The sequence below is a fragment of the Streptomyces sp. NC-S4 genome (genome assembly GCF_054353315.1).
The window spans coordinates 1,369,598-1,387,462 of record NZ_CM135937.1; the positions used below are offsets into that span (position 1 = coordinate 1,369,598).

At 72.1% G+C, this 17,865-nt stretch carries 14 protein-coding genes and 1 pseudogene; 8 read left to right on the forward strand and 7 right to left on the reverse strand.

The genetic code is table 11. The features are described from left to right. Positions 1 to 29 precede the first annotated feature (29 nt). Positions 30 to 1,892, reverse strand: a complete 1,863-nt coding sequence (locus tag ACXNSR_RS05710; RefSeq protein WP_458641052.1) for an ABC transporter ATP-binding protein — start codon at positions 1,890 to 1,892, stop codon at positions 30 to 32. 126 nt (positions 1,893 to 2,018) lie between these two features. Here ACXNSR_RS05710 and ACXNSR_RS05715 point away from each other — a divergent pair, with 126 nt between their 5' ends. From ACXNSR_RS05715 to ACXNSR_RS05730, 4 genes are all read left to right on the forward strand, one after another. Next, on the forward strand, positions 2,019 to 2,471 hold the full coding sequence (locus ACXNSR_RS05715; protein ID WP_458641053.1) for a MarR family winged helix-turn-helix transcriptional regulator: 453 nt from the start codon (positions 2,019 to 2,021) through the stop codon (positions 2,469 to 2,471). A 40-nt stretch (positions 2,472 to 2,511) separates the two neighbouring features. Continuing rightward, positions 2,512 to 5,448: an FAD-binding and (Fe-S)-binding domain-containing protein gene (locus tag ACXNSR_RS05720; protein WP_458641054.1), complete on the forward strand. Its 2,937-nt coding sequence runs from the start codon at positions 2,512 to 2,514 to the stop codon at positions 5,446 to 5,448. 160 nt (positions 5,449 to 5,608) lie between these two features. Then, positions 5,609 to 7,510, forward strand: coding sequence for an ABC transporter ATP-binding protein (locus tag ACXNSR_RS05725; RefSeq protein WP_458641055.1), 1,902 nt, complete (start codon positions 5,609 to 5,611; stop codon positions 7,508 to 7,510). Beyond that, positions 7,507 to 9,288, forward strand: a complete 1,782-nt coding sequence (locus ACXNSR_RS05730; RefSeq protein WP_458641056.1) for an ABC transporter ATP-binding protein — start codon at positions 7,507 to 7,509, stop codon at positions 9,286 to 9,288. The genes ACXNSR_RS05725 and ACXNSR_RS05730 overlap by 4 nt, the downstream gene beginning before the upstream one ends. 18 nt (positions 9,289 to 9,306) lie before the next feature. Here ACXNSR_RS05730 and ACXNSR_RS05735 read toward each other — a convergent pair whose 3' ends face one another. Both ACXNSR_RS05735 and ACXNSR_RS05740 read right to left on the reverse strand, forming a co-directional pair. After that, positions 9,307 to 9,960, reverse strand: a complete 654-nt coding sequence (locus ACXNSR_RS05735; protein ID WP_458641057.1) for a hypothetical protein — start codon at positions 9,958 to 9,960, stop codon at positions 9,307 to 9,309. 136 nt (positions 9,961 to 10,096) lie between these two features. Then, a complete protein-coding gene (locus ACXNSR_RS05740; RefSeq protein WP_189734282.1) occupies positions 10,097 to 10,888 on the reverse strand; it encodes a metal-dependent hydrolase in 792 nt (263 codons plus the stop codon). Between the two features lie 144 nt (positions 10,889 to 11,032). Between ACXNSR_RS05740 and ACXNSR_RS05745 the strand changes: the two genes are divergently transcribed. From ACXNSR_RS05745 to ACXNSR_RS05755, 3 genes and pseudogenes are all read left to right on the forward strand, one after another. After that, complete coding sequence (locus ACXNSR_RS05745; protein WP_458641058.1) at positions 11,033 to 13,555, forward strand: DEAD/DEAH box helicase; 2,523 nt, start codon at positions 11,033 to 11,035, stop codon at positions 13,553 to 13,555. Positions 13,556 to 13,625: 70 nt separating this feature from the next. Further along, a pseudogene (locus ACXNSR_RS05750) lies at positions 13,626 to 14,521 on the forward strand (acyl-CoA thioesterase). Between the two features lie 8 nt (positions 14,522 to 14,529). Further along, complete coding sequence (locus ACXNSR_RS05755) at positions 14,530 to 14,931, forward strand: YchJ family protein (protein ID WP_458641059.1); 402 nt, start codon at positions 14,530 to 14,532, stop codon at positions 14,929 to 14,931. Here the strand turns inward: ACXNSR_RS05755 and ACXNSR_RS05760 are convergent. Together ACXNSR_RS05760 and ACXNSR_RS05765 are read right to left on the reverse strand one after the other, a co-directional pair. After that, positions 14,895 to 15,722: a DUF6397 family protein gene (locus ACXNSR_RS05760; RefSeq protein WP_458641060.1), complete on the reverse strand. Its 828-nt coding sequence runs from the start codon at positions 15,720 to 15,722 to the stop codon at positions 14,895 to 14,897. The genes ACXNSR_RS05755 and ACXNSR_RS05760 overlap by 37 nt on opposite strands. A 112-nt stretch (positions 15,723 to 15,834) precedes the next feature. Continuing rightward, positions 15,835 to 16,233 (reverse strand): roadblock/LC7 domain-containing protein, encoded by a 399-nt coding sequence (locus ACXNSR_RS05765; RefSeq protein ID WP_189734290.1) that lies wholly within the window; start codon positions 16,231 to 16,233, stop codon positions 15,835 to 15,837. 106 nt (positions 16,234 to 16,339) lie between these two features. On the opposite strand from ACXNSR_RS05765, the gene ACXNSR_RS05770 reads away from it, so the two are divergent. Beyond that, positions 16,340 to 16,777 (forward strand): PPOX class F420-dependent oxidoreductase, encoded by a 438-nt coding sequence (locus tag ACXNSR_RS05770; protein ID WP_458641061.1) that lies wholly within the window; start codon positions 16,340 to 16,342, stop codon positions 16,775 to 16,777. 23 nt (positions 16,778 to 16,800) lie between these two features. On the opposite strand, the gene ACXNSR_RS05775 is transcribed toward ACXNSR_RS05770, so the two are convergent. Together ACXNSR_RS05775 and ACXNSR_RS05780 are read right to left on the reverse strand one after the other, a co-directional pair. Then, the gene (locus tag ACXNSR_RS05775; protein WP_458641062.1) at positions 16,801 to 17,481 is read right to left on the reverse strand and encodes a GTP-binding protein; all 681 of its coding nucleotides are present in this window, start codon (positions 17,479 to 17,481) and stop codon (positions 16,801 to 16,803) included. Then, positions 17,481 to 17,861: a DUF742 domain-containing protein gene (locus tag ACXNSR_RS05780; protein WP_458641063.1), complete on the reverse strand. Its 381-nt coding sequence runs from the start codon at positions 17,859 to 17,861 to the stop codon at positions 17,481 to 17,483. Before ACXNSR_RS05780 ends, ACXNSR_RS05775 begins: the two co-directional genes overlap by 1 nt. Between the last annotated feature and the right edge of the window lie 4 nt (positions 17,862 to 17,865).

Here is a 17,865-nt window from a genome sequence, read left to right on the forward strand (position 1 = left end):
GGCACCGGACCCGTATACCGGTCATACGGTCACACATTTACCGGAGCCAGCTGGACGCCCTCGGGCGGTTCGGGCGCGAGCGCCGCGTCCCGGTCCCGGCGGACCAGCGCCGCGTAGCGCCCGTCCACCTTCAGCAGTTCCTCGTGGGTACCGCGTTCGGCGATGCGCCCGGCGTCCAGGACCACGATCTGGTCGGCGTCGCGGACGGTGGAGAGGCGGTGCGCGATGGTGATGGTCGTACGGCCTGCGGAGAGGTTGTCGATGGCCCGCTGGACGGCATGCTCGGTACGGGTGTCCAGAGCACTGGTGGCCTCGTCGAGGATCAGCACCGGCGGGTCCCGCAGGATGGTGCGGGCGATGGCCAGGCGCTGCTTCTCGCCTCCGGAGAAGCGGTAGCCGCGCTCGCCGACCAGGGTGTCGTACCCGTCGGGCAGGGAGGCGATGTGGTCGTGGATCTGGGCAGCCCTGGCCGCCTCGGCGATCTCCTCGTAGGTGGCGTCCGGCTTGGCGAAGCGCAGGTTGTCGGCGACCGAGGCGTGGAAGAGGTAGGTCTCCTGGGAGACCACGCCGATCGAGCGGGCCAGCGAGTCGAAGTCGAGGTCGCGCACGTCGACCCCGTCGAGGGCGACCCGTCCGCCGGTGACGTCGTAGAGCCGGGGCACCAGGTAGCTGAGGGTGCTCTTGCCGGAGCCGGTCGGGCCGACGACGGCGAGGGACCCGCCGGCCGGAACGGTGATGTCGATCCCCGAGAGGGTCGGACCGTTCTCGGCGTCGTACGTGAAGTGCACGTCCTCCAGGGTGACCTCGCCCTTGGCCCGGTCCAGCCGCACCGCGTCCGCGCGCTCGGTGATGTCCACCGGCAGGTCGAGGTACTCGAAGATGCGGGCGAACAGCGCGAGCGAGGTCTGTATCTGCACTCCGGTCGACAGCAGGCTCACGGCGGGCCGGAACAGGCCCTGCTGGAGCGTGACGAAGGCGACGAGGGTGCCGACGGAGAGCGAGGGGGCGCCCGTCTGGAGGGCGATGCCGGCCGCCCAGTAGATGAGGGCGGGCATCGCGGCCATGACGATGCCGATGGTGGACATCCGCCAGCGCCCGGCCATGCTGGCGCGCACCTCGAGGTCGACGAGCTTCTCGGACTCCGCGGAGAAGGCGGCCGTGAGGGACTCGGAACGGCCCATGGTGCGGCCGAGCAGGATGCCGCTGACCGAGAGCGACTCGGTGACCGTCGCGGCCATGGCGGCCATCTGCTTCTGCCGCTTCGTCGTGATCTTCTTCCGCTCGTTCCCGACGCGGCGGCTGATCCACACGAACACGGGCAGCAGGAACAGCGAGACGAGGGTGAGCCGCCAGTCGAGCGCGAGCATGGCGACCACGGTGGCGATGACGGCCGTCAGGTTCGAGACGAGCGAGGTCGCGGTGGAGGTGACGGTGGCCTGCATGCCGCCGATGTCGTTGGCGATGCGGGACTGCACCTCTCCGGTGCGGGTCCGGGTGAAGAAGGCCAGCGGCATCCGCTGGAGCTGCTCGTAGACGGCGGTGCGCAGGTCGTGCATGACGCGCTGGCCGACGGTGGTGGAGATGAGGGTCTGGAGCACGCCGAAGACGCTGGTGACCACGGCGGTGAGGATCATGCCGAGCGCGAGCAGGCTCAGCAGTCCGGTGCGGCCCTGCGGGATCGCGACGTCGAGGATCTCCTTGAGCATGAACGGGGAGGCGACACCGACCAGCGAGGAGGCGCCGACCAGCAGGCCGACGACGGCGAGCCGGCCGCGGTAGGGCCGGAAGAGCCCCACGATGCGGCGCAGCTCGCGCGGCTGCTCGGCCGGGGCGGGACGGGCGGGGTCGACGGGGTCTTTCGATGGGATCCACTTCGGTTCGTCGTGCGGCATGGGCACCCTCTCGGGGGTCAGGGGTCAGGGTCTTCGCGATGTCCCCTTCGGTGAGGTCGGGGCCATTGGAGCATAGATCATTGTTACCTATACTCACAATGAACCGCATCCTGATATTGTTCCCGCATGAGCTCCGCCTCCGACACCGATCGCCTCCTCGCCGAACAGCTCCTGCGGCTGACGCGCAGGCTGCACCGGATCCAGAAGCGCCACATGGTGCCGCTCGGGATCACTCCCGCCCAGAGTCGTTTGCTGCGCCTCGTCTCGCACTACGAGGGCGAGCAGGCACCCCGTATGGCGGATCTCGCCACCCGTCTGGAAGTCGTACCGCGCGCGGTGACCACCCTCGTGGACGGCCTGGAGGCGGCCGACTGCGTGCGGCGCGCGCCCGACCCCGCGAACCGCCGCGTCATCCGGATCGAGCTCACCGACACCGGCCGCGCCACGCTGCGCCGTCTGCGCAACGCGCGAACCGACGCGGCGGAGGAGATCCTGGCTCCGTTGACCGCCGACCAGCGCGAAGTGCTCGGCGGTCTGCTGAACGCCCTGTCGGACGCCCCGGCGGAGCGCACCTGCTGAGTGGGCCACCCGTGGGCCCCGACGACGCGAGGGGTCGCAGATGCCGCTGCTGGAACCGAAGCCAGGGTCCCTGCGCCCCCGCAGCATCAGCGGCCCCGCCCCCGACCGGCTCCCCGGACACCGGGCAGGCGGCACGCCGGAGCCGCTGCGCACCGAGCTGACCGAGCTGCTCGGCCCCGAGAAGGTGCTGTGGAAGGTCTCCGACCTGGTCCGCTACGCCTCCGACGCCTCCCCCTACCGCTTCGTGCCCCAGGTCGTGGTGATCGCCGAGGACCTCGACGACGTCTCCGCGGTGCTCTCGTACGCCCATGGCCGCCGGCGCGACGTCGTCTTCCGCGCCGCCGGGACCTCGCTGAACGGCCAGGCCCAGGGGGAGGACATCCTGGTCGACGTACGCCGCCACTGGACCGGGATCGAGGTCCTGGAGGAGGGCCGCCGGGCCCGGATCCGGCCCGGCACCACCGTGGCCCGGGCGAACGCCGCCCTGGCGCGGCACGGCCGGATCCTCGGCCCCGACCCGGCCAGCGCCATCGCCTGCACCCTCGGCGGGGTCGTCGCCAACAACGCGTCCGGCATGACGGCGGGCACCACCCGCAACTCCTACCGCACGCTCTCCTCCCTCACCTTCGTCCTGCCGGGCGGCACGGTCGTGGACACCGCCGACCCGCTGGCCGACGAGGAGCTGTCGCGTGCCGAACCGGCCCTGTGCCACGGGCTGATGGAGATCAAGCGGGAGATCGAGGCCGACCCCGCGCTCGTCGCCCGGATCCGCGCCAAGTACGAGATCAAGAACACCACCGGCTACCGCCTCGACGCCTACCTGGACGGCACCACCCCCGTCGAGATCCTGCGGGGGCTCATGGTCGGCTCGGAAGGCACCCTCGGCTTCATCTCCGAGGTCGTCTTCGACACCCTCCCGCTGGACCGCGAACTCTGCTCCGCCCTGCTGTTCTTCCCCTCGCTGCCCGCGGCGGCCGCGGCCGTACCCCTCTTCAACGAGGCGGGCGCCGTCGCCGTCGAGCTGATGGACGGCAACACCCTGCGCGCCTCGGTCGCCGTCGAGGGGGTGCCCGCCGACTGGGCGGACCTGCCCCGGGGGACCACCGCTCTGCTCGTGGAGTTCCGGGCGCCGGACCGGGCCGGCCGGGACGCCTGCGCGGAGCGGGCCGCCCGGCTGCTCGACGGACTCGGCCTGGTCGCCCCGGTGGCCTCGGTCACCAACTCCTTCACCGGCGACCCGAAGACCGTGGGCGGCTACTGGCGTGCCCGCAAGGCCTTCGTGACCGCCGTCGGCGGAGCCCGCGCCCGGGGCACCACCCTGATCACCGAGGACTTCGCGGTACCGCCGTCCCGGCTCGCCGAAGCCTGCGAGGCGCTCCTCGCGCTCCAGGAGGAGCACGGTTTCGACGCGGCCGTCGCCGGTCACGCGGCCCACGGCAACCTGCACTTCATGCTGGCCTTCGACGCCGCCGACCCCGCCGACGTCGAGCGGTACGGGGCCTTCATGGAGGCCTTCTGCCGGCTCACCGTGGAGCGGTTCGACGGTTCCCTGAAGGCCGAGCACTCCACGGGCCGCAACATGGCCCCCTTCCTGGAGCTGGAATGGGGCCCCGCGGCCGTGGCCCTCATGTGGCGCACCAAGCGGCTCGTGGACCCCGAGGGGGTGCTCGCCCCGCGCGTCCTCCTCGACCGCGACCCGCGGGCCCACCTGCGCGGCCTGAAGACCATTCCACAGGTGGAGGCGGTGGTGGACCCCTGCATCGAGTGCGGCTTCTGCGAACCGACCTGCCCCAGCGGGGACCTGACGACCACTCCGCGCCAGCGCATCGTGCTGCGCCGCGAGATGCTGCGCCAGCAGCCCGGCTCCCCCGTGCTGGACGGACTGCTCGCCGCCTACGGCTACGACGCGGTGGACACCTGCGCGGTCGACTCCACCTGCAAGCTCGCCTGCCCGGTCGGCATCGACACCGGCGCGCTGATGAAGGACTTCCGCCACCGCCGCCACGGCCCGCGCGAGGAGGCCGCCGCCGCGCTGGCCGCCCGGCGGTTCGGGGCCGCCGAGTCCGCCGCACGGCTCGCGCTGGACGCCGCCGACCGGATCCCCTCCCGGGCCGGCGACCGGCTGCTGGCAGCGGTCACCGGGGCCGCACGCAAGGCCGTACGTCCGGATCTGGTTCCGCAGTGGCCGGCGGGGATCCCCGGTGCCGCCGCCCGTCACCTGCCGTCGACCCGGCGGGTGGGCGCCGCGGCCGTGTACTACCCGGCCTGCGTCAACCGGATCTTCGGCGGCCCTGAGGGCCGGCCCGGCCCCTCCCTGCCCCGGGCCGTGGTGACCGTGTCGCAACGGGCCGGGCGGCCCGTGTGGATCCCCGACGACGTCGGCGGCACCTGCTGCGCGACGATCTGGAACTCCAAGGGCTACGAGGCCGGGACGCGGGTGATGGCCAACCGGATCGTCGAGGCGGCCTGGGGCTGGACGGCCGGCGGACTGCTGCCGCTGGTCGTGGACGCCTCCTCCTGCACGCTGGGCATCGCGCGCGAGGTGGTCCCGTACCTGACGCCGGAAAACCGGGCCCTCCACGCGGAGCTGCGGATCCTCGACTCGATCGTGTGGGCCGCCGAGGAGCTCCTGCCGCGGCTCCGGGTCCGGCGCAGGGTCGGCTCGGCCGTGCTCCACCCCACCTGCTCGATGCGGCACCTGGGCGACGAGGACCGGCTGCGGACGGTCGCCGAGGCGTGCGCCGAGGAGGTGGTGGTCCCCGACGACGCGGGCTGCTGCGCCTTCGCGGGCGACCGGGGAATGCTGCACCCGGAACTGACGGCCTCGGCGACGGCGCGCGAGGCGGCGGAGGTGACCGCGCGGGCCTTCGACGCGCACCTGTCGGCGAACCGGATGTGCGAGGTGGGCATGGACCGGGCGACGGGTCGGACCTACTACTCGGCCCTGCTCGAACTGGAGCGCGCCACCCGCCCGTGAGCGCCGGGGCGCGCAACCCCCGTGACCAGGCATCGCGTTCTCCCCCGCGGCCGCAAACCTGCTGGCCGCGGCGTGCGTCCCGCGGAAAATCGATTGCCTGTGGCGAACCCCGAAGGCGAACCTTGCACGGTTTGAAGCACTCGACCAGTCATGGGGCGTCATGCAGATCAGCGATCTTCCGTATCCGGATCCAGGGGTACCCGACGCTCGTTCCGGCCCCCGGTTCCTGCTGTGGCTGGGGCGCGGTCAACTCGGCGGACAGCTCAAGAGCCTGTGCTGGGGGATGCTGCACTTCACCGGCGTCGCCGCACTGCCGTACGCGGTGGGTCTCGGCGTCGACGCGGTCGTCGACCGCGATCCTGACGGACTGCTGCTCGTCGGCGTGCTGCTCCTGGTCACCGGCGTCGCGATCTCGGTCGGCGACGCCATGCTCCACCGCACGGCCGTCACCAACTGGATCACCGCCGCGGCCCGGGTGCAGCAGCTCCTGGCACGCAAGACGGCCGAGCTGGGCTCCGCCCTCACCCGACGGGTCGCCGCGGGTGAGGTGGTCGCGGTGTCCACCGGCGACGTGGAGAAGATCGGCTGGTTCGTCGAGGCGGTCTCGCGCTTCCTCGCGGCCGTTTTCTCCGTCGTCCTCGTCTGCGTCGGGCTGCTGTTCTACGCCCCCGAGCTCGGTGTGGTCGTGGCCATCGGCGTGCCGGTGATCGCCCTGGCCTCGCTGCCGCTGCTGCCGCGCGCCACCCAGCGCGCCGACATCCAGCGGGAGAAGGCGGGCAAGGCCACCGAGCTGGCTTCCGACACCGTCGCGGGGCTGCGCGTGCTGCGTGGCATCGGCGGTGAGGAGCTGTTCCTCGGCCGCTACCGCGAGGCCTCGCAGGAGGTCCGCAAGGCAGCCGTGCGCAGCGCCCGGATGTGGGCGCTGATCTCCGCGATCCAGGTCGTGCTCCCGGGCGCGCTGATGATCACGGTGGTCTGGTACGGCGCCACGCTCGTCTCGGACGGGCGCATCGCGGTGGGCGAGCTGGTCGCCGCGTTCAGCGCGGTGGCGACCCTGCTCTATCAGCTGCGGCACTTCCAGGAGATCGCCATGGCGTACTCCTTCTCGCGTCCCTCCGCCCAGCGGGCCGCCCGGGTGCTGTCGCTGACCCGGACGGAGGCCGCCGCCGAGCGGGCCGCGCGCACCGATCCGGTGGCGGCGCCGGCCGCGGGCGGGGACCTGTACGACCCGCGGACCGGGTTGCTGGCGCCCGCCGGACGGTTCACCGCCGTCGTGTGCGGGGACCCGGACCTGGCCGGACGGCTCGCCGAACGCCTGGGCGGCCATCCGATGGACGGGGATCCGGCGCCGGAGGCCGGAGCCGAAGCCGGGACCGAAGCCGCGACCGAAGCCGGGACCGACACTGCCGACGCCGCCGGGGCGCCGTCCGTGCTCCTCGGCGGAGTCGCGCTGGACGAACTCGAACTGGACACCGCGCGCTCCCTGGTCCTCGTACAGGACAAGGATCCGGTGCTGCTGTCCGGGACCCTGCGGGAGCTGTTCGACGTACCGGCCTCCGGAGCGGTCGAGTCCACTGCGGCGCTGGGCGCGGCCCAGTGCTCGGACGTCCTGGACGCGCTGCTGCAGTCGGCCCCGGACGGGGTCGAGGACCCGATGGACGCCCGGATCACCGAGCGCGGCCGGTCCCTGTCGGGCGGCCAGCGCCAGCGGCTCGCCCTGGCCCGCTCCCTGGTCACCGACCCGGAGGTGCTCGTGCTCGACGAGCCGACCTCCGCGGTGGACTCCCACACCGAAGCGCGGATCGCGGACGGGATCGCGGCCCTGCGCGCCGGGCGTACCACGGTGGTACTGGCGTCCTCGCCGCTGCTGCTGGACCGCGCGGACCGGGTCGTGCTCATCGACGGGGGCGCGGTGGCGGCAGTGGGTACCCACCGCGAGCTGCTGCGGCAGGAGCCGCGCTACCGGGCGGTGGTCACCCGCGAGACCGACGAGGAGCAGCGGCCCGGCGGGCTGGAACTGACAGAGCTGGAAGAACTCACAGAGATCGAGGAATCCGCATGATCGGCGTGGCGCCGCCGGAGTACGATCCGGCGGCCCCCGACTCGGCCGCGACCCTGCCCGTGGGCACGTCGGCGACCGTACGGGACTATGTGCGCGGCCTGTTCCGGCGCCACCGGCGGGCCTTCGTGGCGCTGGTGGGCGTCAACGCGGCCGCGGTGATCGCCTCCATGGTCGGCCCCTACCTGCTGGGCCGGATCGTGGACGACCTCTCGGAGGGGGCGCGCGAGCTGCATCTGGGGCGGGTGGCGCTGCTGTTCGCGCTGGCGCTGGCGGTCCAGACGTTCTTCACCCGGCTGGTCCGGCTGCGCGGGGCGATGCTCGGCGAGGAGATGCTGGCCGATCTGCGCGAGGACTTCCTCGTGCGGTCGGTGGGTCTGCCGCCGGGCGTGCTGGAGCGGGCCGGTACCGGTGATCTGCTGTCGCGGATCACCACCGACATCGACCGGCTGGCGAACGCGATGCGCGAGGCCGTGCCGCAGCTGGCCATCGGTGTGGTGTGGGCGGGGCTGCTGTTCGGGGCGCTCGCGGTGACCGCGCCGCCGCTGGCGCTGGCCGCGCTGGTGGCGCTGCCGGTGCTGGTGATCGGCTGCCGCTGGTACTTCCGGCGGGCGCCGTCGGCGTACCGCTCCGAGGCGGCCGGCTACGCCGCGGTCTCGGCCGTGCTCACCGAGGCGGTGGACGCGGGCCGCACGGTCGAGGCGCACCGCCTCGGGCCGGAGCGGATCGCGCTGTCGGAGCGGCGGATCTCTCAGTGGGTGGCATGGGAGCGGTACACGCTCTTCCTGCGGACGGTGCTCTTCCCCGTCATCAACGTCACCTTCGTGACGATCCTCGGCTCGGTGCTGCTGATCGGCGGTTACTGCGTGCTGCGGGGCTGGATGTCGGTCGGGCAGCTGACGACGGGCGCGCTGCTGGCGCAGATGCTGGTCGACCCGATCGGTCTGATCCTGCGCTGGTACGACGAGTTGCAGGTCGCGCAGGTCTCGCTCGGCCGCCTGGTGGGCGTGCGGGAGATCGAACCGGACGCGGGGGACGCGAAGGTGGCTCCCGAGGGCAGGGACGTGCGCGCCCAGGAGGTCCACTTCGGCTACCGGGAGGGCGTGGACGTCCTGCACCAGGTGTCGATGTCCGTGCCGCCGGGCACCCGGATGGCGCTGGTCGGCCCCTCGGGGGCGGGCAAGTCCACCCTGGGACGGCTGCTCGCGGGCATCTACGCTCCCCGGACCGGCGAGGTCACCCTCGGCGGGGCGCGGCTGGCGGGGATGCCCGCGGAGCGGGTGCGCGAGCACGTGGCCCTGGTCAACCAGGAGCACCACGTGTTCGTGGGCACGCTGCGGGACAACCTCCTGCTCGCGCGGACGGGGGCCGGTGACACCGAGCTGTGGGCGGCGCTGGCAGCGGTGGACGCCGACGGCTGGGCGCGGGCCATGCAGGCCGGCCTGGACACCGAGGTCGGTTCCGGCGGCACGGCGCTGACCCCGGCGCAGGCGCAGCAGATCGCGCTCGCCCGGCTGGTGCTGGCCGACCCGCACACGCTGGTGCTGGACGAGGCCACGTCGTTGCTGGACCCGCGCGCGGCACGGCACTTGGAGCGCTCACTGGCCCGGGTGCTCGACGGCCGCACGGTCATCGCCATCGCCCACCGGCTGCACACCGCGCACGACGCCGATGTGATCGCGGTGGTCGAGGGCGGCCGGATCAGCGAACTCGGCTCGCACGACGAGCTGGTCGCGGCCGATGGGGCGTACGCGGCCCTGTGGCGCTCCTGGCACGGCTGAGCAGGGGGCGCAGGCCCGTCAGCTGGTCCAGGGAAGCCGGACGGCCTCGATCACCGGGGCACGGAGCAGTGCTCCGACCAGGTGCTCGGGGCCGACGACTTGGGTGGCCCAAAGGTCGTAGTCGGTGCCGAGCACCCACGAGCGGTCCTCGGGCCACAGGGTGGAGGGGCTGAAATCCGCCTCGGGGTTGTCGTAGAGGGCGTGTGCGTCGCCGAGCCGGCCGGTGCGGACGTGGAGGTTGTCGAAGTCGCCCGCGGGCAGCGTCGGCGGGCAGTAGTGGGCGAAGACCCGGGTGTCCGCGCGTTCGGTGCTGTGTGCCACGAGCAGGTCGACGAGCCGGTCCCATGCCGGACGGTCGAGGCTGCCTTCGGGGGGCACCTCGATGCCCACGGGCCAGCTGCCTCCCGGCCGGGCGGAGGGGAAGCAGCGCCGCGAGGGGTACTTCCCCTCCGGGACCGCCGGGTCCCCGCACCGGGCCGCCAGCTCGGCCCAGCGCAGTCGGCGGTAGGACGGCCCGGGGTGCTCCGAACGTCCCAGGGCACCGCCGGTGACGATGCCCACTTCGAGGTCGGCGTCCCCGAGCACGTCGGGCTCGATGACACCCGCCGCGAGGGCTTGCTGCCGCAGCTCGTGGTGGGAGACGCCGCCGGGTCCGCGTTCGTGCTCGTACATGGCGTGCAGCACCCAGGCCGCGGCGGGGCACCGGGGCGGCTCGAAGCCGGTGGTTCCGTCACCGCAGAGCTCGGTCAGTCAATCGGCCTCGGAGGAGGGTGCCACCGGCCACAGGTCGGACGTTGCGGCCATCGCTCTAGATGAAACCGAGGGCCGAGGCGCCGCCGAAGCCGCCCAGCAGGATGAAGACCGGCATGAGGACCTTCAGCTCCACCCAGCTGCCGGCCCGGAATCGCATCGCCTTCGGCGGGCCGATCGGGTACCAGCGCTTGCCGGCGATCGGCAGCGGCCACAGGACCGGGCAGCCGGAGACGGTGAGCGCGTCGCCGATGTCGTGGACCAGGGCTCCGAGCACGATCGGCAGGCCGAGCCAGAGGTATTCCTGGCCCGCTCCGTCGAACAGCCAGTTCGCGCCGTTGCCGGGCTGGTCGAGCACACCCGCCAGGATCCACGCGCTGGTCGCGCCGAGCAGCCAGACCAGGACGTCGCTGGACATCCGCGCGGCCCGCCACAGCAGGCCTTCGACCGCCAGGACCAGGTGCACGAAGAGCAGGGCGAGCACACCCCAGCGGTCGGCGGTGACGGCGAGCAGGGAGGCCCCGCCGCCGATCAGGACGGCCCAGAGCCAGGTGTGCGTCAGGGTGCGGTGGCCCCCGGTGCGGCGGGCGTCCTTCTTGGAGCGGGTGCCCTTGTAGACGGCGTAGGAGATCTTGTCGACCACCTCGCACACGCCTTTGGAGAGCGGGCCGAAGGCCCGCGAGATCGTCGCCGACTTGTGATCGAGGTCGGGGGCGAGGGCCGCCCCGGCGCAGATCAGCGCGCCGACGACGAGGACGGGCCAGGGCATGGGGTGTCCGGCGGCCGCGGTGGCCGCGCCAACCCCCAGCCAGGCCGCTGCCCCGGACAGTGAGTGCGCCGGACCCATCATGGTCGTTTCCCGCCCCGCTGGTGTGTGTTCGGGCCCGGTCGACTGTTTCGTTCGGGCCGCATCGACGGCACAGCGTACCGTCGGCGATCTTCATTCCGTCCTCCGGTTCCCTGATCCGGGCGGAAGCCAGGCAAGATGGGGGGTGTGACCCTCATTGATCAGCTCCCGCCGAACGCCGACCCCGACGCCCTCTTCGAGGCTTTCTCCTCGTGGGCGGAGGACCAGGGCATCACCCTGTACCCGGCTCAGGAGGAGGCGCTGATCGAGGTCGTCTCCGGGGCGAACGTGATCCTGTCCACCCCGACCGGCTCCGGCAAGAGCCTGGTGGCCGCCGGAGCGCACTTCACGGCCCTGGCCCAGGACAAGGTCACCTTCTACACCGCCCCGATCAAGGCGCTGGTGTCGGAGAAGTTCTTCGACCTGTGCAAGCTCTTCGGCACGGAGAACGTCGGCATGCTGACCGGCGACGCCTCCGTGAACGCGGACGCTCCGGTGATCTGCTGCACGGCCGAGGTGCTGGCCTCGATCGCCCTGCGCGACGGCAAGCACGCCGACATCGGCCAGGTCGTGATGGACGAGTTCCACTTCTATGCCGAGCCGGACCGGGGCTGGGCCTGGCAGATCCCGCTGCTGGAACTGCCGCAGGCACAGTTCATCCTGATGTCGGCGACCCTCGGCGACGTCAAGCGGTTCGAGGAGGAACTGACCCGGCGCACCGGTCGGCCGACCTCGGTGGTCCGTTCCGCGACCCGGCCCGTCCCGCTGTCGTACGAGTACGTCACCACACCGATCACCGACACGATCACCGAGCTGCTGGAGACCCGGCAGGCCCCGGTCTACATCGTGCACTTCACGCAGGCCCAGGCGGTCGAGCGGGCGCAGTCGCTGATGAGCATCAACATGTGCACCCGCGAGGAGAAGGACAAGATCCAGGAGCTGATCGGCAACTTCCGCTTCACCACGAAGTTCGGCCAGAACCTCTCCCGCTACGTGCGGCACGGCATCGGTGTGCACCACGCCGGCATGCTGCCCAAGTACCGCCGGCTCGTCGAGAAGCTCGCCCAGGCCGGTCTGCTGAAGGTCATCTGCGGTACGGACACCCTCGGGGTCGGCGTCAACGTCCCGATCCGCACGGTGCTGTTCACCGCGCTCACCAAGTACGACGGCAACCGGGTCCGCACGCTGCGCGCCCGGGAGTTCCACCAGATCGCGGGGCGCGCCGGCCGGGCCGGCTTCGACACCGCGGGCTATGTGGTCGCGCAGGCTCCCGAGCACGTCATCGAGAACGAGAAGGCGCTCGCGAAGGCGGGCGACGATCCCAAGAAGCGCCGCAAGGTGGTGCGCAAGAAGGCGCCCGAGGGCTTCGTCGCGTGGTCGGACACCACCTTCGAGAAGCTCATCGCCGCCGACCCGGAGCCGCTCACCTCGCGCTTCAAGGTCACCAACATCATGCTGCTGTCGGTCATCGCCCGGCCCGGCGACGCCTTCCAGGCGATGCGCCACCTGCTGGAGGACAACCACGAGCCGCGCAAGGCCCAGCTGCGGCACATCCGCCGGGCCATCGCGATCTACCGCTCGCTGCTGGACGGCGGCGTGGTCGAGAAGCTCGACACCCCGGACGCGGAGGGCCGCACCATCCGGCTCACCGTCGACCTCCAGCAGGACTTCGCGCTCAATCAGCCGCTGTCCACCTTCGCCCTGGCCTCCTTCGACCTGCTGGACCCGGAGTCCCCCTCCTACGCGCTGGACATGGTCTCCGTCGTGGAGTCCACGCTGGACGACCCGCGGCAGATCCTGGCGGCCCAGCAGAACAAGGAACGCGGCATCCAGGTCGGCCAGATGAAGGCGGACGGGATCGAGTACGAGGAGCGGATGGAGCGGCTCCAGGACGTCACCTATCCCAAGCCGCTCGAAGAGCTGCTCTCCCACGCCTACGACGTGTACGCCAAGAGCCACCCGTGGGTGCGCGACCACCCGGTCTCCCCGAAGTCGATCATCCGCGACATGTACGAGCGCGCGATGACCTTCACCGAGTTCACCTCCTTCTACGAGCTGGCCCGCACCGAGGGCATCGTGCTGCGCTACCTGGCGAGCGCGTTCAAGGCGCTGGACCACACCATCCCCGACGACCTCAAGTCGGAGGACCTCCAGGACCTGATCGAATGGCTCGGCGAGCTGGTCCGCCAGGTCGACTCCAGCCTGCTGGACGAGTGGGAGCAGCTGGCGAACCCGGAGGTGGAGACGGCGGAGCAGGCCCAGGAGAAGGCCGACCAGGTCAAGCCGGTCACCGCGAACGCGCGCGCCTTCCGCGTCCTGGTCCGCAACGCCATGTTCCGCCGGGTGGAGCTGGCCGCCCTCGACCACGTCAACGTGCTGGGCGAGCTGGACTCCGAGTCCGGCTGGGACGCGGATGCCTGGGGCGAGGCCCTGGACGGGTACTGGGACGAGTACGACGACCTGGGCACGGGACCCGACGCGCGCGGCCCGAAGCTCCTGCAGATCGAGGAGGACCCGGCGCACGGCCTGTGGCGCGTCCGCCAGACCTTCGCGGACCCCAACGGGGACCATGGCTGGGGCATCAGCGCCGAGGTCGACCTGGCCGCCTCCGACGAGGAGGGCCGGGCCGTCATCCGGGTCACCTCGGTCGGCGAGCTCGGAGCGCTCTGACCGTCCACCGCACGCCGCCGTACCCGCCCGGCCCACCGGACCCGCCGGACCCGACAGTGGAGATCCTCTGATGACGAACCCCGCCGAGAGACTGGTCGATCTGCTCGATCTGGAGCAGATCGAGGTCAACATCTTCCGCGGCGCCAGCCCGCAGGAGTCCCTCCAGCGGGTCTTCGGCGGGCAGGTCGCCGGCCAGGCTCTGGTGGCCGCCGGGCGCACCGTGGAGAGCGACCGCCCGGTCCACTCGCTGCACGCGTACTTCCTGCGCCCCGGCATCCCCGGGGTGCCGATCGTGTACCAGGTGGAGCGGGTCCGCGACGGGCGGTCCTTCACCACGCGCCGGGTCACCGCGGTCCAGCAGGGCAAGACGATCTTCAATCTCACCGCCTCCTTCCATCATCCGGAGGAGGGCGGCATCGAGCACCAGCTGCCTCCTCACCACGTCCCTCACCCGGACACGCTCCCCAAGGTCGCGGACGAGATCCGCGAGCACCTCGGGGCGCTGCCGGAGGCACTGGAGCGGATGGCCCGCCGCCAGCCCTTCGACATCCGGTACGTCAACCGGCTCCGCTGGACTCCAGAGGAGCTCACGGGATCCGATCCCCGCAGCGCGGTGTGGATGCGCGCGGTCGGCCCCCTGGGCGACGACCCCCTCATCCACACCTGCGCCCTCACCTACGCAAGTGACATGACCCTCCTCGACGCCGTGCGCATCCCGGTGAACCCCTTTGGGGCATGCGCGGTTTCGACATGGCCTCGCTGGACCACGCCATGTGGTTCCACCGGCCCTTCCGGGCGGACGAGTGGTTCCTGTACGACCAGGAGTCGCCCATCGCGCACGGCGGCCGGGGCCTGGCCCGGGGCCGCATCTACGACGTGGAGGGCAGGCTGCTGGTGTCCGTGGTCCAGGAGGGCCTCTTCCGTCCGTACCCCGCCAAGCCGTCCGAGCCCGCCCCGGAGAACTGAGCACACCCATGTCCACCCCTGCCCTCCCCTGCCCCTGCGGGCTGCCCGCCACCTACCCGGAGTGCTGCGGCCCCTTCCACTCCGGTGCCCGCTCGGCGCCCACGGCCGAGCGGCTGATGCGCTCCCGGTTCAGCGCCTTCGCCGTCGGCGACACCGCCTACCTGATGCGCTCCTGGCACCCCGCCACCCGTCCGGACCGCCTCGACCTGGATCCCGAACAGCGCTGGGAGCGGCTGGAGATCCTCGCCACCGAACGCGGCGGGATGTTCGAGACGGAGGGCTCGGTGGAGTTCCGCGCCCACTACCGCGAGGGCCGGCACACCGGCTCGCTGCACGAGCACAGCAGCTTCTCGCGCGAGGGCGGGGCCTGGGTCTACGTCGGCCCCCTCTCCCCCGTCGACTTCGACTGACCCCGCGCCCCCGCCAGGGCGAAGTCCAGGCTGGTGCGGTACCAGTGGACCTCGTCCGGCGGGCCGGCCTTCAACAGCCCCGTCGCCACCGCGGCCGCCGCCGGAGCCTGCGGGTGCCCGTACGGCGGGGGCGGGCCGAGGGCGGCCAGGACGATTCGCTCCGCGGGGTCGGGCACGGCTTCCAGCAGCTCGCCCTCGGGCAGCACGGAAGCCAGTACCGCGGCGCGCTCCCACGGGTCGGCGGTCCGCCTCAGCAGTAGCCCGACATGCCGCTCGCGCCACGTGCGCGGGCGCAGATCCGCCTTGGCCGCCATCAGTTCCCGGTCCGCCGGGGGCGCGGTCCCGCGCAGCATTCCCGGATCCCGCGCGGCGAAGCTCCGTAGCTCGGCGGTCAGATAGAGCCACACCACGGCCCGGTACCGGTTGATCCGGTAGCCGACCGGGGTCACGTGCCCGCAGCGTGCGAGCCGTGTGAAGCGGCTCGGGCCGATCCCCACCACCTCGGCCGCGGCCTCCGCCCCGGCCACCGTCTCCACCCGCTCGCGCAGCGTGCCCGGCGGGCCGGCCTGCGACCTGACGCGGTCGAGCTCGGCCCGTGCGTAGCGCGCGGCCCCGGCGGGCGTGCGCGGCCCGGCCCGGACGATCCCCAGCTGAACGGCTCTGGCGAACTCGCTTCGGCTCAGGCCCAGTTCGCCCGCGGCCTGCACGCCGCCCACCAGCAGGTCCGCGGCGCCGTCCGCCCCGGCGCCGTCGGCCGCATCGTCCCGAAGTGCGGTCTCCATCTGCTTCATCACGGTCCTCCCCCACGAGCAATGATTACTCTGTGTGAAGACCGTAACTCAGCGCAATGACACTCCGCGATGCCTGTGGACAACTCCCCCGCCGCGCCGAAGCGTGCCGGACTCAGCCGCCGGTGATGCGCCGTTCCGCAACGCCCAGGTGCTCGCCCACCCGGTTGACCAGCAGCGTCATCTCGTAAGCGACCTGACCGATGTCCGACTCGGCGGCGCTCAGCACACACAGGCTGCTGCCCGCTCCCGCCGCCATGACGAAGAGTGCTCCCTCGTCGTACTCGACCATCGTCTGGCGCACCTCACCGGCCCGGAAGTGGCGGCCGGACCCCTTGGCAAGGCTCTGCAGACCGGCCGCGACAGCCGCCAGGTGTTCCGCGTCCTCCCGTGCCAGTCCGGCGCTCGCCCCCGTGACCAGGCCGTCGTTGGACAGCACCACCGCGTGCCGCACCTGCTGGACCCTGCGTGTCAGGTCGTCCAGCAGCCAGTCCAGTTGCTTGTCCAGTGCCATTCCCGGCCCCTCCCCGTTGACGTCGGCCACCTGGCCGCGCCCCACCCCGCGTACTCGTGCCGCAAGCCTTCCCCACCAGCGCCTTTCGGGCAAGGAGGATGTCCCCATGGCGAAGAAGATGACTCAAGAGGAATGGCGGGCGTTCGTCTCGCACTCCACCCGCACCGGAAAGCTCTCCACCGTGAGCGAGGACGGAAGTCCGCACATCGCTCCCATCTGGTTCGTACTCGACGGCGATTCCTTCGTTTTCAACACCGGAAAGGACACCGTCAAGGGACGCAACCTCGCCCGCGACGGCCGGGTCGCGCTCTGCGTGGACGACGAGCGGCCACCCTTCTCCTTCGTCGTCCTCCAGGGCCGCGCCCAGATCAGCGAGTACGGCGACGGCCCGGAGGAAGTGCACGCCTGGGCGGCCCGGATCGCCACCCGCTACATGGGTGAGGAGCAGGGGGAGGCCTTCGCCCGCCGCAACGCCGTCCCGACCGAACTCCTCGTCAGGGTCCCGATCGACAAGGTGATCGCGCTCGCCGACCTCGCCGACTGACACCCGCAGCCGACCCGTCCCGTTCACACGGGATCGGCCTGCGACCCCACCGAGTCCAGCAGCCGGGCGGTGTGCACCCGCCCGGCGTACTCGACCAGCCGGATCAGCACTTCCTTCCCCGAGTCCCGGTCCCGCGCGTCGCACAGCACCACCGGTGTCCCCTGCTCCAGGTCCAGGGCCCGCGCGACGTCGTGCGCCCCGTACCGCCGCGCGTCCGTGAAGCAGTTGACCGCCACCACGAACGGGATGCGCCGGTGCTCGAAGTAGTCGACCGCCGGAAAGCAGTCCTCCAGCCGCCGCGTGTCGGCCAGTACCACGGCGCCCAGCGCGCCCTGCGACAGCTCGTCCCACAGGAACCAGAACCGGTCCTGCCCCGGCGTGCCGAACAGGTAGAGCGACAGCCCGGACCGGATGGTGATCCGCCCGAAGTCCATGGCCACCGTCGTGGTCGTCTTCTGGTCCACGCCGCCCGTGTCGTCGACCAGCTCACCCGCCTCGCTCAGCGCTTCCTCCGTCCGCAGCGGCCGGATCTCGCTGACCGCGCCCACCAGCGTGGTCTTGCCCACCCCGAACCCGCCCGCGACCAGGATCTTCAGGGCGAGTGCGGCCAGTTCGGGGTCCTCCCCGGGGCTGTGATCCGCGCCCGCGTCCTGGGCCGGAGCAGATCCGGCAGGCCCGGCAGATCGGTCGTCGTACTGTCCCATCAAAGCGCTCGCAATCCCTCGATGACTTCACGCAGAATCCGCTCGTCCGGCAGTTGCGCGGGCGGTACGGGCCGGCTGACCCTGACGTACCCGCCCTCCAGCAGGTCCCCGAGGAGCACCCGCACCACCCCCACGGGCAGGTCCGCGTCGGCGGCGAGTTCGGCCACCGACTGGGTCTCGGACCGGCAGAGTCCGAGCAGTGCCCGGTGTTCGGGGCCCAGGAGCGACTCGGCCGCCTCGTCCGTGCCCGTCGCGTCGACCGCGACCAGCGCGATCAGGTCGAAGCGGACCCCGTGGGGTCCCGGCTTCGTACGCCCGCCGGTCATGGCGTACGGACGGACGAGCGGGCCCGCTTCGGCGTCGTACCACTGGCCGTCCATGTGC

What these genes read in the sequence shown, in the direction of transcription:
- ACXNSR_RS05710 (WP_458641052.1), bottom strand. Translation starts at nt 1,892, where the DNA reads ATGCCGCACGACGAACCGAAGTGGATCCCATCGAAAGACCCCGTCGAC.
- ACXNSR_RS05715 (WP_458641053.1), top strand. Translation starts at nt 2,019, where the DNA reads ATGAGCTCCGCCTCCGACACCGATCGCCTCCTCGCCGAACAGCTCCTG.
- ACXNSR_RS05720 (WP_458641054.1), top strand. Translation starts at nt 2,512, where the DNA reads ATGCCGCTGCTGGAACCGAAGCCAGGGTCCCTGCGCCCCCGCAGCATC.
- ACXNSR_RS05725 (WP_458641055.1), top strand. Translation starts at nt 5,609, where the DNA reads ATGCAGATCAGCGATCTTCCGTATCCGGATCCAGGGGTACCCGACGCT.
- ACXNSR_RS05730 (WP_458641056.1), top strand. Translation starts at nt 7,507, where the DNA reads ATGATCGGCGTGGCGCCGCCGGAGTACGATCCGGCGGCCCCCGACTCG.
- ACXNSR_RS05735 (WP_458641057.1), bottom strand. Translation starts at nt 9,960, where the DNA reads ATGTACGAGCACGAACGCGGACCCGGCGGCGTCTCCCACCACGAGCTG.
- ACXNSR_RS05740 (WP_189734282.1), bottom strand. Translation starts at nt 10,888, where the DNA reads ATGATGGGTCCGGCGCACTCACTGTCCGGGGCAGCGGCCTGGCTGGGG.
- ACXNSR_RS05755 (WP_458641059.1), top strand. Translation starts at nt 14,530, where the DNA reads ATGTCCACCCCTGCCCTCCCCTGCCCCTGCGGGCTGCCCGCCACCTAC.
- ACXNSR_RS05760 (WP_458641060.1), bottom strand. Translation starts at nt 15,722, where the DNA reads ATGAAGCAGATGGAGACCGCACTTCGGGACGATGCGGCCGACGGCGCC.
- ACXNSR_RS05765 (WP_189734290.1), bottom strand. Translation starts at nt 16,233, where the DNA reads ATGGCACTGGACAAGCAACTGGACTGGCTGCTGGACGACCTGACACGC.
- ACXNSR_RS05770 (WP_458641061.1), top strand. Translation starts at nt 16,340, where the DNA reads ATGGCGAAGAAGATGACTCAAGAGGAATGGCGGGCGTTCGTCTCGCAC.
- ACXNSR_RS05775 (WP_458641062.1), bottom strand. Translation starts at nt 17,481, where the DNA reads ATGGGACAGTACGACGACCGATCTGCCGGGCCTGCCGGATCTGCTCCG.
- ACXNSR_RS05780 (WP_458641063.1), bottom strand. Translation starts at nt 17,861, where the DNA reads ATGGACGGCCAGTGGTACGACGCCGAAGCGGGCCCGCTCGTCCGTCCG.